General features: G+C 62.7%; 14 protein-coding genes. 8 read left to right on the plus strand and 6 right to left on the minus strand.

Features of this window, described 5'->3' with window-relative positions; genetic code table 11:
• Positions 1-25: 25 nt before the first annotated feature.
• Entirely contained in the window at positions 26-823 is a 798-nt protein-coding gene (locus JG747_RS20605) for a YdcF family protein (protein WP_019858225.1), read from the plus strand.
• Here JG747_RS20605 and JG747_RS20610 read toward each other — a convergent pair.
• Positions 796-1,515, minus strand: coding sequence for a DUF599 domain-containing protein (locus JG747_RS20610; protein WP_019858224.1), 720 nt, complete (start codon positions 1,513-1,515; stop codon positions 796-798). The two genes, JG747_RS20605 and JG747_RS20610, sit on opposite strands and share 28 nt — an antisense overlap.
• A 176-nt stretch (positions 1,516-1,691) precedes the next feature.
• On the opposite strand from JG747_RS20610, the gene JG747_RS20615 reads away from it, so the two are divergent.
• The 3 genes from JG747_RS20615 (at position 1,692) to JG747_RS20625 (ending at position 4,581) form a co-directional block, all read left to right on the plus strand.
• Positions 1,692-3,095: an L-serine ammonia-lyase gene (locus JG747_RS20615; RefSeq protein ID WP_069092197.1), complete on the plus strand. Its 1,404-nt coding sequence runs from the start codon at positions 1,692-1,694 to the stop codon at positions 3,093-3,095.
• Positions 3,096-3,165: 70 nt separating this feature from the next.
• Entirely contained in the window at positions 3,166-3,603 is a 438-nt protein-coding gene (locus tag JG747_RS20620; protein ID WP_069092196.1) for a DUF1489 family protein, read from the plus strand.
• Positions 3,604-3,879: 276 nt separating this feature from the next.
• On the plus strand, positions 3,880-4,581 hold the full coding sequence (locus JG747_RS20625; RefSeq protein ID WP_202359913.1) for a DnaJ domain-containing protein: 702 nt from the start codon (positions 3,880-3,882) through the stop codon (positions 4,579-4,581).
• 46 nt (positions 4,582-4,627) lie between these two features.
• On the opposite strand, the gene JG747_RS20630 is transcribed toward JG747_RS20625, so the two are convergent.
• Positions 4,628-6,064: a D-alanyl-D-alanine carboxypeptidase gene (locus tag JG747_RS20630; RefSeq protein ID WP_202359914.1), complete on the minus strand. Its 1,437-nt coding sequence runs from the start codon at positions 6,062-6,064 to the stop codon at positions 4,628-4,630.
• A 285-nt stretch (positions 6,065-6,349) separates the two neighbouring features.
• On the opposite strand from JG747_RS20630, the gene JG747_RS20635 reads away from it, so the two are divergent.
• The 4 genes from JG747_RS20635 to JG747_RS20650 all read left to right on the plus strand — a co-directional run bounded on the left by JG747_RS20635 (position 6,350) and on the right by JG747_RS20650 (position 10,466).
• The gene (locus tag JG747_RS20635; protein WP_010909566.1) at positions 6,350-6,679 is read left to right on the plus strand and encodes a phasin family protein; all 330 of its coding nucleotides are present in this window, start codon (positions 6,350-6,352) and stop codon (positions 6,677-6,679) included.
• A gap of 298 nt (positions 6,680-6,977) precedes the next feature.
• A complete protein-coding gene (clpS, locus tag JG747_RS20640) occupies positions 6,978-7,307 on the plus strand; it encodes an ATP-dependent Clp protease adapter ClpS (protein WP_010909565.1) in 330 nt (109 codons plus the stop codon).
• Between the two features lie 6 nt (positions 7,308-7,313).
• On the plus strand, positions 7,314-9,782 hold the full coding sequence (gene clpA / locus JG747_RS20645) for an ATP-dependent Clp protease ATP-binding subunit ClpA (protein WP_202359915.1): 2,469 nt from the start codon (positions 7,314-7,316) through the stop codon (positions 9,780-9,782).
• A gap of 63 nt (positions 9,783-9,845) precedes the next feature.
• Complete coding sequence (locus JG747_RS20650) at positions 9,846-10,466, plus strand: chloramphenicol phosphotransferase CPT family protein (protein WP_202359916.1); 621 nt, start codon at positions 9,846-9,848, stop codon at positions 10,464-10,466.
• 31 nt (positions 10,467-10,497) lie between these two features.
• Here the strand turns inward: JG747_RS20650 and JG747_RS20655 are convergent, their stop codons facing one another.
• The 4 genes from JG747_RS20655 to JG747_RS20670 all read right to left on the minus strand — a co-directional run bounded on the left by JG747_RS20655 (position 10,498) and on the right by JG747_RS20670 (position 13,514).
• Complete coding sequence (locus JG747_RS20655) at positions 10,498-10,929, minus strand: HIT family protein (protein ID WP_038646890.1); 432 nt, start codon at positions 10,927-10,929, stop codon at positions 10,498-10,500.
• A 108-nt stretch (positions 10,930-11,037) separates the two neighbouring features.
• A complete protein-coding gene (locus JG747_RS20660; protein ID WP_038646888.1) occupies positions 11,038-12,252 on the minus strand; it encodes a GNAT family N-acetyltransferase in 1,215 nt (404 codons plus the stop codon).
• Positions 12,253-12,307: 55 nt separating this feature from the next.
• Positions 12,308-13,036, minus strand: coding sequence for a glycerophosphodiester phosphodiesterase (locus JG747_RS20665; protein ID WP_038646886.1), 729 nt, complete (start codon positions 13,034-13,036; stop codon positions 12,308-12,310).
• Positions 13,037-13,049: 13 nt separating this feature from the next.
• On the minus strand, positions 13,050-13,514 hold the full coding sequence (locus JG747_RS20670; protein WP_038646884.1) for a RidA family protein: 465 nt from the start codon (positions 13,512-13,514) through the stop codon (positions 13,050-13,052).
• Positions 13,515-13,563: the final 49 nt, after the last annotated feature.

Raw genomic sequence — 13,563 nt, forward strand, 5'->3', positions numbered from 1 at the left:
TATCGATCATCTGAAGGGGTGAGCGATGTTCTTCTATCTTTCCAAGGTCTTCTGGTTCTTCATCCAGCCGCTCAACCTGACGATCTTCCTGCTTCTGGCGGGATTGATTGCCGGGCTGATCGGCCGGCGGCGGCTGGCCTTCACCGGCAGTGTCCTGGCGTTTCTAATCCTGGCGCTCTCGACCTGGACGTCGCTTGGCGCGATGATGCTGAACCCGCTCGAGGAGCGCTTTCCACGGCCGCCGCTGCCGCAAAAGGTCGACGGCATCGTCGTGCTCGGCGGCGGCTTCGAGGGCGCCATTAACCTCGCGCGTGGCGGCTATGAATTGAGCAGCAGCGGCGATCGCATGGTCGAGACCGCAATCCTCGCCCGGCGCTTCCCACAGGCCAAGGTGGTTGTATCAGGCGGTCACGGCGCGTTTTTCATCGACGCCGAGGGGGACGCCGACACCGCGTCCCGCCTGCTCGTTCCGCTCGGTGTATCGGCCGATCGTCTTGTCCTGGAAGACAAGTCCCGCAACACCTACGAAAATGCTGTCTTCAGCCGCAAACTTGTCGAGCCGAAGCCGGGCGAGACCTGGCTGCTGGTGACCTCCGCCTTCCACATGCCACGGGCCAAGGCACTGTTCGACAAGGCTGGTTTTCCAACCGTTCCATGGCCGGTCGACTATCACACCTCCGGCAAGGAAGGTGTCGGCTTGTTTCGCGACAATGCGATTGATTCCGTGCAGAACACCACCATAGCGCTCCGCGAATGGATCGGGCTTTTTGCCTATTGGCTTTCCGGCCGCATCGATCAGCCCTTTCCCGGGCCGGGCGGCTGACCGATGACGGCGCGTCGCGCCGCCGAGAAGAACTGGCGCCGCACCAGCACGGCCAGCAGCAGAAGCGTCGACAGCACGAACACCACTGGGTCAACGAACCAGCCGAGATAGCCGATCGAGAAGAACACGCCGCGCAGGCCCGAGTTGAAATGCTTGCCGGCCAGCATGTTCATCTGCGCCGCGCGCCACACCGCGGTTTCCGTGACCGGATTGCGCGAGGCTTCGCCATGCGGGATCGGCACGGCGCCGATCAGGATCGAGCAATAGTTGAACAGCCGGTAGGCCCAGCCGAATTTGAAGAAGGAGAAGGCGAGGATCAGCACCAGCCCCAGCACCTTGATCTGAAAGGCCGGGCGCGATGGGGCGCCGCCGAGCGGCAGGTTGCTCAGCACTTCCAGCACCCGATCGGACGCACCGAGCAAGGCAAAACAGCCGCCGAGCGCGATCAGCGAACTCGACGCGAAGAAGGCGGTTCCCTGCTGCAGGCCGCTCATGATGGCGGTGTCGACGATGCGGATTTCGCGCTCGGCCATGGTGCGCATCCAGGCTTCGCGCTGTGCATTCATCGCCGTCGTCAGCGACATGCGGCTGACCAGCTTGCCGTCCGAGGCGAGCGTATGCAGGAGCCACGCGATCAGGAAGAAGGCCAGCGCCCCGAGATCAGCCATCGAAAGATAGAAGGAATCGCCCATGGGCTGAATTTATCACATCCAGCGTGGTGGCTTCGATGCCGGCTCCCGTGATCGGCGGCAATGTCGCTGCCGGAGCAAACAAGGTCGGCAGGTGCTGCGCCGCGCCCGTCAAAAGAGCGGAAACATTCCTGGGAATTCCTATATGTAGAGTCCTCGACGCGACTCCAGGAGACAGCGTGTTCCTTTCGGTTTTCGACCTGTTCAAGATCGGCATTGGCCCCTCGAGCTCGCACACAATGGGGCCGATGACGGCCGCGCGGCGGTTTCTCGACGAGGTCGCCGGAGACGACTGGCCGCGCCCCGCCGGCGCCAAGGTTGCCCGCATCGGCGCCAGCCTGCATGGCTCGCTCGCCTATACCGGCATCGGCCATGGCAGCGACCGCGCCGTCATCCTTGGCCTTGCCGGCCAGACCCCGCAAACAGTCGATCCGGACCAGGCCGACGGCATCATCAGCCGCATCACCGCCGACAAGATGATTTCACCGCCAGGTCACCCGTCCTACCATTTCGATCCGGCAACCGATCTGGTGCTCGACCGCAAGACACCGCTTACCGGCCATGCCAACGGCATGGCGTTCCATGCCTATGACGCCGGCGGACGCCTGCTGCTCAAGCGCATCTACTATTCGATCGGCGGCGGCTTCGTGGTGTCGGAAGAAGAGCTGCAGCGCGTGAAGGCCAAGGGGTCGGTGACATCAGAAGGCAAGAAAGTGCCTTATCCCTTCAAGAACGCGGTCGAGATGCTCAAGATGGCGGCCAAGAGCGGGCTTTCCATCGCCGAGATGAAGCGCGTCAACGAGGAAACGCAGATGTCGCGCGAGGACCTCGACGCCGGCCTCGACGCCATCTGGGGTGCGATGAAGAGCTGCATCGATCGTGGCCTGTCGCAGGACGGCATCATGCCGGGCGGGTTGAAGGTGCGGCGTCGGGCCCGGCAGTTGCACGACAAGCTGCAGGAACAGTGGCAGCAGAACCGGCCAAATCCGCTGCTCGCCAATGACTGGCTGTCGATCTACGCCATGGCGGTCAACGAGGAGAATGCCGCCGGCGGCCGCGTCGTAACCGCGCCGACCAACGGTGCGGCCGGCACGCTGCCGGCGGTGCTGCGCTACTGGCTGCATTTCCATCCCGAGGCCGACCAACCGAGCATCCGTGACTTCCTGCTGACGGCTGCCGCCGTCGGCGGCATCATCAAGACCAATGCGTCGATCTCGGGCGCCGAGGTCGGCTGCCAGGGCGAGGTCGGGTCCGCCTCGGCGATGGCCGCGGCCGGCCTGTGCGCCGTCATGGGCGGCACGCCCGAGCAGGTCGAGAATGCCGCCGAAATCGCGCTCGAACACCATCTCGGCATGACCTGCGATCCGGTCGGCGGGCTGGTGCAAGTGCCGTGCATCGAGCGCAATGCGCTCGGCGCGGTCAAGGCGGTGACGGCCGCGTCGCTGGCGATCAAGGGCGACGGCGTCCATTTCGTGCCTCTCGACGCGGCGATCGAGACCATGCGCCAGACCGGCCTCGACATGAACGAGAAGTACAAGGAAACCAGCCTCGGCGGTCTCGCCGTCAATGTCGTGGAGTGCTGAGCAACGCTTGGCACTGTGGAGAAGTCCCTCAGGCCGTTGACGTCCCGGCGCTCCGGACTAACCTTAGCGAATGGCTCTCAATCTGCTAAAACTGTGCGTCGGCTGCGACAGCGTCGAGGATCTCGAGGAATGGATCGAGTTCCGCCTCGACGAACGGCGCCGGGCCGGCGAACCGGCCGAACACTGGCACACCACCCGCATGGTGCCGACGCGCGGCGCCGAGGTCACCGATGGCGGTTCGCTCTACTGGGTGATCAAGGGCAATGTGCAATGCCGGCAGCTGATCACCGAGATCCGGCCTTTCATTGACGACGAGGGCATCGGTCGCTGCCGCCTGATGCTCGATCCGCAAGTCGTGCGCACCGATTGGCAGCCGCGTCGGGCCTTCCAGGGGTGGCGCTATTTGAAACCGTCGGATGCACCACCTGATCTCGGCAAAGGCAAGGCGGGACTGGTCGAGATGCCGCCGAAACTCAGGCGCGAGCTTGCCGATCTCGGCTTGCTGTAGGCCATCGCGCGCAAGTGCTGTCTGTTTTGGCGCGGGCTTTTCTGGCCCTCCATCTTGCTTCGCTCTGGACTTGCAAGCGGCGCGACAACGCCACATCTTGAAATCCATGCGCGATGAAAAGCTGGCGAAGCCGACAAGGTCCACAGGGCTGGGGAGCCATTCCGCATGGCGGTCTTCTTCCTGTCCAGGTGAAAGCCTTCATTCCGGCGCAGAAAAAGTGTTGGATGACATCACGCGGCTGTCCAGGCGGACAGGGCATCTGCGGGGCGGTGGGAAATGTTAGGCGCAATTATCGGTCTGGTCGCATTGCTGCTGGTGCTCCTGGGCGTTGCCTCGGCCTTCCTCCGGGCCGATCCGGCCCGCTTGGCAACCGGCATGAGAACACTGGGACCGATCCTGCTGGCACTGGTGGGCGCCGCCGTGCTTCTGGTCGAACGAAGCGGAATCGGCGGCGTCGTGCTGTTTGCGGCGATCGGCTGGTATGCTGCCACGCGCAAGAACCGGCCTGATGTCAAGCCGGCGCCGGGAAAACGCTCAACGGTGCGGACGGCAGCGCTTGAAATGGAGCTGGATCACGATACCGGCGGCCTCGAAGGGCTGGTTCTGGCCGGCCGCCATGACGGCAAGATGCTTGGTGCGATGGGCCTTGCGGAGTTGCAGCATCTCTACCGCGAACTCTCCGCCGATGCGGAGAGCCGCCAGTTGCTAGAGACGTATCTTGACGGCAGATTTCCCGTCTGGCGCAAAAACACTGAGACGAACGGTGGCGAAGGGCTGGGTGTTGCGCCAGGTCCGGGCGCCATGACTAAGGAGGAGGCCTACAAGGTCCTTGGTCTTGAAGCGGGGGCCGCCGCGGCGGATGTCCGCAAGGCGCACCGCCGCCTGATGCAGCGCCTGCACCCCGATATCGGCGGCACGTCTTTCCTGGCGGCGCGAATCAACGAAGCCAAGGACGTCTTGCTCTCCAATCACAACTAGTCTCCTTCGACGCAGAAATTTTCCGGGAGATTACTTCCACGCCGCCCTACTGCTGGACGGCGTAGCACTCGATTTTCTTCTTCTTTAGAGCGGTACAGGCCTTCCAGGCGGCGTCCTTCGAACCAAAGCCGCCGAAACGGGCGCGGTAATAGGTGACGCCGTCCTTGTCGAAGGCGACGGTGAAGCCGGAAGCATCCGCCAGCGCCTTCGGCGCCTGCTTGCTGGTCTTGTCGAGGACGGCCTGGGCTTCCGACTGCTTCGGCGAAGAGGCGACCTGGATCGCCCAACCCGACGGCACCGAAGCGGTGTTGACCGGATCGACGGTTGGCGCCGGCTCGGCGGCCGCCGCCGGCTCGGCATAGGCGGCCACGACCTGTGCGCTGGCGACCTTGGGCGCTGAGACGATGACCGTCTTCACCTTCTTTGCCGGGGCAACCAGCTTGGGCGCTTCGGCCTCGGCGCTCTCTTCGTCATCACCCTGCGCAGCCGTCGCGTCGTCGGCAACGGCGTCATCGGCGCTGGCCACCGCGACCGGCTTGTCGTCCGGGGTCGGCGCGTCGTGCTTGGGCAAAAGAACCTTGGCGAGGGCCTTGACCGGGTTGCTGCTGTCGGCCTTGGCGACGAGGTCGCCGCCACCGCGGGTCGAGGCCCTTGGCAGGTAGGTGTTGATCAGGGACGCCATCTGGTTGTCGCGGCTGCCGCCCGACGTGCCGCCCATGACAACGGCGACAAGGCGGCGGTTGCCGTCGGCCACCGATGAGACGAGGTTGAAGCCGGAGGCACGGGTATAGCCGGTCTTGATGCCGTCGACGCCCTTGATGCGGCCGAGCAGTCGGTTGTGACCGTTGATGCGCTGGCGGCCGTAGAGAAACGAGCGCTGCGAGAAATAGCCGTAGTACTGGGGAAAATGTTCCCTGAGCGCAATGCCGAGCGTGGCCATGTCGCGCGCGGTGGTGAACTGGCCGGGGTCGGGCAGGCCGTTGGCGTTGCGGAAGACGGTGCCGTTCATGCCGAGAGCCCGCGCCTTGGCGGTCATCATGCGGGCAAAAGTGGATTCATCGCCGCCAAGCATTTCACCGAGGGCAGTGGCCGAGTCGTTCGCCGACTTGGTGACGATCGACAGGATCGCGGTTTCGACCGAGACCGAACCGCCCGGCTTCACGCCGAGTTTCGTTGGCGCCTCGGCGGAGGCCTTGGCGGAAAACACGACAGGCGTGTTCCGGCTGATCTTGCCCTTCGCCATCGCTTCGAAGGTCAGATAAAGCGTCATCATCTTGGTCAGCGACGCCGGATAGCGCCTGCCATTGGCATCCGCGGAGTACAGCACCTTGCCCGTCTTGGCGTCCACAACGATGGCCGCCTGCCGCGCTGCCAGCGAGGCGGCAACGTCGGAGCAAACGAACGTCATCGCCAGGGCGAGGACCATGATCGCTTTGAGGGGGGAAGTGGATTTGGAAACGATGCCCAACAACGCCTGACGCACTGATATTTCCCTTGAATTCTTCGTTGCGTTGGAGGCGGCAAAGGGTCCTGCCTCACTTTCAGCCAAGCTAACGGGGCAGCGTTACCAATCCGTTTATGGTAACCGCCGCGTTCACCATTTTCTTCGGGCTTGAAACACACTTTATTTGATTTTTAGCCATTGCCTGCGCAGGCGAGCCTCGCACGCCGGTGAAATATTGACTTTTGTGCGGCGCACAATATATTGAGGTGCATTGCACAACGGCGCCCCGAAGAAGGACGCCTCAACCGTCAAGGGAATCGTGAAATGACCCAGACCTATGAGGACTTCAGCAAATACGGCAAGGAATTCGCCGACACCGGTTTGAAGAGCTTCGCTTCGCTCTCCAAGGGCGCCCAGGCGATCGCCACCGAGGCCGGTGAGTACACCAAGAAGAGCTTTGAGGCCGGCAGCGCTGCTGTCGAGAAGCTGTTTTCGGCCAAGTCGCTGGACAAGGCGATCGAGATCCAGACCGACTATGCCAAGCAGTCCTACGAGGCATTCGTCGCCGAGGCCACCAAGATTGGCGATCTCTATGCCGAACTCGCCAAGGAAGCCTACAAGCCGTTCGAATCGATCGTTGCCAAGGCGAAGTAATTTCGCCCGGGCGAGGTAATTTTCGCCCTGACACTTTCAGATCCGGCCCTTTGGGCCCGGGACAAAGCCCGGTCGCGGAAACGCGGCCGGGTTTTTTCATGCTAATTTCCGGTTCGCGGCGGCGTAGCGCTTCACGATTGCGAAAATCCGCCAAGTTTGGTCACCTAGCCATATTGTCAGCTAACCAGAAGGGCTTAAAATCGTCCATCGAACACCTACATGTCGAACTCGCATGAGGATTCGAACGAGGCAGGATTACGTGACGATCAGTTTGACTGCCATGAGACAAGTGGCGCGGATGCAAAACGGCGGCGGCGACGGCAATGAGGCCGGCCGCGGGACGGCCGTTATCACGCGCACCAAAACCAAGACCAAGAAGCCCAGCCTTTACCGGGTCCTCATCCTCAACGACGACTACACTCCCATGGAGTTCGTGGTTCACGTGCTGGAGCGTTTTTTCCAGAAGGACCGCGAAGCCGCCACACGCATCATGCTTCATGTTCACAATCATGGAGTGGGCGAGTGCGGGGTCTATACATTCGAGGTGGCCGAGACCAAAGTGTCTCAGGTCATGGATTTCGCCCGACAGAATCAGCATCCGCTGCAATGCGTGATGGAGAAGAAGTGAGGTAACATGCCGGCTTTCTCCCAAGGCCTGGAAAAGGCGCTTCACCAGGCGCTGACGCTCGCCAATGAGCGGCACCATGAATACGCAACCCTTGAACATCTGCTGCTCGCGTTGATCGACGACACCGAGGCGGCCGCCGTCATGCGCGCCTGCAACGTCGATCTCGATGAGCTGAAGCACACTGTTCTGACCTATATCGACACCGAGCTCGACAATCTGGTCACCGGCTACGACGAGGATTCCAAGCCGACCGCCGGCTTCCAGCGCGTCATCCAGCGCGCGGTGATCCATGTGCAGTCGTCGGGCCGCGAGGAAGTGTCGGGGGCCAACGTGCTCGTCGCCATCTTCGCCGAGCGCGAGAGCCATGCCGCCTATTTCCTGCAGGAACAGCAGATGACCCGCTACGACGCGGTCAATTACATCTCGCACGGCATAGCCAAGCGCCCCGGCGCATCGGAAACGCGCTCGCCGCGCGGCGCCGATGACGAGCAGGGCGGCCAGAATGGCGCCGAGCCGCAAGAGGAAGGCGGCAAGAAGAAGCAGCAGCAGGATGCGCTGACGGCTTATTGCGTCAACCTCAACAACAAGGCCAAGGCCGGCAAGATCGACCCGCTGATCGGCCGCGAGTCGGAAATCAACCGCACCATCCAAGTGCTGTGCCGCCGCTCCAAGAACAACCCGCTCTATGTCGGCGATCCGGGCGTCGGCAAGACGGCGATCGCCGAGGGTCTCGCCAAGCGCATCGTCGAGGGCGACGTTCCCGAAGTGCTGCACAACGCCACCATCTTCGCGCTCGACATGGGCACGCTGCTGGCCGGCACGCGCTACCGTGGCGATTTCGAGGAACGGCTGAAGCAGGTCGTCAAGGAACTCGAGGACTATCCGGGTGCGGTGTTGTTCATCGACGAGATTCATACGGTGATCGGGGCAGGAGCCACCTCGGGCGGCGCCATGGACGCGTCGAACCTGCTGAAGCCTGCTCTGTCGTCGGGTGGGATCCGCTGCATCGGCTCGACCACCTACAAGGAATTCCGCCAGTTCTTCGAGAAGGACCGCGCTCTGGTGCGGCGCTTCCAGAAGATCGACGTCAACGAACCGACCATCGAGGACGCCATCGAGATCATGAAGGGCCTGAAGCCCTATTTCGAGGAGTTCCACAAGGTCCGCTACACCTCGGAAGCCATCAAGGCTTCGGTCGAGCTGTCGGCGCGCTACATCAACGACCGCAAGCTGCCGGACAAGGCGATCGACGTGATCGACGAGACCGGCGCCTCGCAGATGCTGGTGCCGGAAGCCAAGCGCAAGAAGACCATTGGCATCAAGGAGATCGAAGCAACGATCGCTACCATGGCGCGCATCCCGCCGAAGACGGTTTCGGCCGATGACGAGAAGGTGCTGCAAGGCCTCGATATCGAGTTGAAGCGGGTCGTCTATGGCCAGGATACTGCCATCACGGCACTGACCTCGGCGATCAAGCTGGCCCGTGCCGGACTGCGCGAACCGGAAAAGCCGATCGGCTCGTATCTGTTCTCGGGTCCGACCGGTGTCGGCAAGACGGAAGTGGCCAAGCAACTAGCCGCCTCGCTCGGCGTCGAGCTGATCCGCTTCGACATGTCGGAATATATGGAACGCCACACCGTTTCGCGGTTGATCGGCGCGCCTCCCGGCTATGTCGGTTTCGACCAGGGCGGCTTGCTCACCGACGGCGTCGACCAGCATCCGCACTGCGTGCTGTTGCTCGACGAGGTCGAGAAGGCGCATCCGGATCTGTTCAACATCCTGTTGCAGGTCATGGACCACGGCAAACTGACCGACCACAACGGCAAGCAGATCGACTTCCGCAATGTCATCCTGATCATGACCACCAATGCGGGCGCATCGGATGCGCAGCGCGCGGCGATCGGTTTCGGCTCGACCAAGCGCGAAGGCGACGATGTCGAGGCGATCAACCGGCTGTTCACGCCGGAATTCCGCAACCGTCTCGATGCGATCATCCCGTTCGGCTCGCTGCCGGTGCCGGTCATCCATCAGGTGGTGCAGAAGTTCGTCATGCAACTCGAGGCGCAGCTCTCCGAGCGTGGCGTCACCTTCGACCTGTCGCCGGATGCGATCGCCTGGCTCGCTGACAAGGGCTATGACGAGCGCATGGGCGCGCGGCCGCTCGGCCGTGTGATCCAGGAGCACATCAAGAAGCCACTGGCTGACGAGGTGCTGTTCGGCAAGCTCAAGAAGGGCGGCACGGTGCGCGTCACCGTCGAGAAGAAGGAAACCGGCGAGACCGGCCTGAAGCTCGAATCGCTGGCCGACGAGGCGCCGGTGAAGCCGAAGAAGGAAGAGCCGGAAGACGCGCCGAAGCCGCCCAAGGCAGTGGCCAAGAAGCCTGCAGCCAAGAAGGTCGTGGCGCAGAAGCCGGAGCCCAAGGGCAAGGATGGCGGCAAGCGCAGCCTGGTCCCGCAACTGCCCCGCAAGGGCTGATCGGCACGCACTCGAAAAAGCCCCGGCAACGGGGCTTTTTCATTTTTGAGCAATGGGGTGGCTATGCCAGGCCAGATCGTCATCCTCAACGGCGCGCCGCGGTCGGGAAAATCGAGCATCGCTCGCGCCATTCAGGAAAGCTTCGATGGCGCATGGATGAATCTGGGTGTCGACAGCTATGCCCAGATCATACCGCCGCGACTTCGCCCGGGAATAGGGTTGCGACCTGGAGGCGAACGTCCCGACCTCGAAGTCTTCGTGCCGCACCTTTATGCCGCCCTCTACGAATCGGTCGCGGTGCACAGCCGGCTGGGGCTGAACGTCGTGACGGACGTCGGCCATCACGATGCCTATTCGAAGCCGCTCGATTGCCTGGCCGATTGCGCGCGCCGTCTCGCCGGCCTGCCGGCGCTGTTCGTCGGCGTTCGCTGTCCGATTGAAATCATCATGGAAAGGCGAGCCGCCAGCGAGGCGGGCCGGGGTTATGTCACCGGCTCTTCGGACGATCCCACGCCTTTGCCGGTGCGTATGTGGCAAGAAGCGGTGCACCGGCCGGGCATATATGATCTCGAGGTCGATACCTCGGTCCTCAGCCCTGAACAGTGCGCACAAGCAATCCGCCAGCGCCTGCGTGATGGCGCTCAGCCGGGTGCGATCGAGCGCTTGGCTCAAGCCGCTAGCTAGACTTTCTCCTGCCCCCGAAACGAAGTTCGGCTCAGCTTCCCAGCGCCGCCCGTATTTTCTCGGCGTTCCCGGCCAGCACTTCGGGTTTCTCCATCTCACCGCTATGCGGCTTCAACGGGATGCCGTCGAAGCGCGGGATGATATGGACGTGCAAGTGATAGACGGTCTGGCCGGAGGCCGGCTCGTTGAACTGCAGGATGGTGACGCCGTCGGCATCGAGCGCCTTCTTGACTGCCAGCGCCACTTTCTGGACGACGGTAAAAAGCGGGCCGAAGGTCGACGGATTGGCGTCGAGCAGGTTGCGCGACGGGGTTTTTGGCACAACCAGCGTATGGCCGGGTCCTTGCGGCATCACATCCATGAAGGCGACGACGGCGTCATCTTCGTAGACGCGGTGCGAAGGGATTTCGCCGCGCAGGATCTTTGCGAAGATGTTGTTGGTGTCGTAGGCGGCCTCAGTCATGGCGAACGCTCCGGATTGTGCCTCGCGTCCCGTGTAGCGAAGCTCTTCCGGAGCGGCAAGACGATGTGGCGGTACGATCAGGCGAGATCGGCCATGCCAGAAGGCGTGCTACTCCTCGAGATCCTTGCGAAACGGCGTGTGTTCTTCGAGATAATCGCTCATCCGCTCCACTTCGCGCCGCTCGCGCTGGAGATAGTCGGCCACCGCATTGCGCAGGCCGGGGTGCGAAATGTAGTGCGCGGAATGCATCGTCACCGGCCGGTAGCCGCGCGCCAGCTTATGTTCTCCCTGCGCGCCCGCCTCCACCACCTTCAGCTTGCGTTCGATGGCGAAGTCGATGGCCTGGTGGTAGCAGACCTCGAAATGCAGGAAGGGATGATCCTCGATGCAGCCCCAGTTGCGGCCGTAGAGCGCGTCCGAGCCGATGAAATTGATGGCCCCGGCGATGTAGCGACCGTTGCGCCTGGCCATCACCAGCAGGATGTCATCCGCCATGCGTTCGCCGATCAGCGAGAAGAACTGGCGGTTCAGGTAGGGGCGGCCCCATTTGCGGCTGCCGGTGTCCATGTAGAAGGCGAAGAAGTCGTCCCAGGCCTTTTCCGTCAGGTCCTTGCCGGTCAGCCAGTCGATGGTGATGCCATCGGCAAGCGCCTCGCGCCGCTCCTTCTTCATCGCCTTGCGCTTGCGCGAGGCAAGCGTGGCGAGGAAGTCGTCATAGGTCGAAAAACCTTCGTTGAAGAAGTGGAATTGCTGGTCGGTGCGGTGCAGGAAACCGGCGGCCTCGAGCGTCGCGACATCGTTCTCCTGCGCGAAGGTGACATGCGCCGAGGACACGCCGAGCTTGTCGGTCACCATTTTGAGGCCGGCGGCAAGCCCGGCCCTCACCGCATCCGGATCCTCGCCTTTGCCGACCAGCAGGCGAGGGCCGGTGACCGGCGTAAACGGCACGGCGCATTGCAGTTTCGGATAATAGCGGCCGCCTGCGCGCTCGAAGGCGTCAGACCAGCCGTGGTCGAACACATATTCGCCCTGGCTGTGCGATTTGAGATAGCAGGGGACGGCGCCCAGCAGCCTGCCTTGCGCGGTCTCCAACCGCAAATGATGTCCCTGCCAGCCGGTGCGCCGCACGGCGCAGCCGGAATCCTCCAACGCGCTTAAAAAAGCGAATGAAACGAGCGGATTATAGCCGTTTTCCGCATCGCCGCGCGTGGTGCCGGCAAAGCCGTTCCACTCATCGCAGGTGAACGCGCCGATGCCCGCGGCGATACGGATCGAATAGTCCGCATTTGCAGTTTGCCCGTCGCCATCGTCGCCCTGATCCATGAGGCTTATTTAAGCTCCATCCGGGGCGCTACAAGTCACGTTTCAGACACTCCGCTCAAGCGACTTTGACCAGCTCGGGTTCGAACCCTTCGAATGTCATCTGATCGGCGTATTTGAAGGTCAGGTCGATCGCGGGCTGATCATGCACCGTCCAGGTGATGACAGGCATTTTGAGCTTTTCACGCACGAAACTGACGAACGGGTTCGGCAGGTCGCCGGCGGCGTAGGAGGTGAAGGATAGCTCATGCGCCAGCATGGAAAAATGCGCCTCGATCAGCTTGAGGTCCTTGCCGTAGGCGGTCAAGCCGGCGGGAATGCCGGGTGCATGTTTCGGGAAGTCACGGATCAGCCAGTGATCGAACGACATGATCGCCGCCTTGCCCTTGTAGCGCTTGAGCATCCTGCCGACACTTGCCACCAGGCCTTCATCGCGGCCGGGAACCCCTTTCAGCTCGACGACCATGGGCACGCGGCCGTCGACGAGGTCGAGCGCTTCCTGCAGCGTCGGCACGCGGTCGGATGTGGCGCCAACCTTGAGCGCGGTCAGTTCGGCCGCGCTGCGCTGCCAGACGAAACCGTCCTCTCCAGTCAGTCTTTTCAGGTCGTCATCATGGATGATGACGGGAACGCCGTCCGACGACAGATGCACGTCGCATTCGATGGCGTAGCCCCGTTCGGCCGCGGCCGTGAAGGCGGAAAGCGTGTTTTCCCAGCGCGTCTTGTTCATGTCGTGGAAGCCGCGATGGGCAACGGGCCGGGCGGTTAGCCAGGATAGATCGGTCATGTCAGGCCTTCGTTCATTCGACTTCGAAGATGGCTTCGATTTCCACTGCGGCATTAAGTGGCAGGGAGGCAGTGCCGACGGCGGAGCGGGCGTGTTTGCCGCGCTCGCCAAGGGCGGCGACCAGGAAATCGGAAGCGCCGTTGGCAACCAGATGCTGTTCGACAAAGTCGGGGGCAGAGGCGACGAAGACGGTGATCTTCACCAGCCGGCTGATCTTCTCCAGGTCGCCGAGCGCAGCCTTGGCTTGCGCCAGAATGTTGATCGCGCAGTATCTCGCCGCGTCCTTGCCGCTTGCCGTGTCGACGTCGCGGCCGAGCAGGCCGCTCGCCTGCAGCTTGCCGTCCTTGAGCGGCAATTGCCCGGCGGTGAACAGCAGATTGCCCGACCTGCAGTAGGGAACGTAGTTGGCGGCAGGTGCGGCGGCGACTGGAAGCGTCACGCCGAGATCACTTAGCCGCTTTTCGATTGTTTCACTCATTGCTTTTCCCTATTGCTGGAAGGCGCCGCGCTGGCGGGGCCGAAATTGC

Source organism: Mesorhizobium sp. 131-3-5 (assembly GCF_016756575.1).
GTDB lineage: Bacteria > Pseudomonadota > Alphaproteobacteria > Rhizobiales > Rhizobiaceae > Mesorhizobium > Mesorhizobium jarvisii.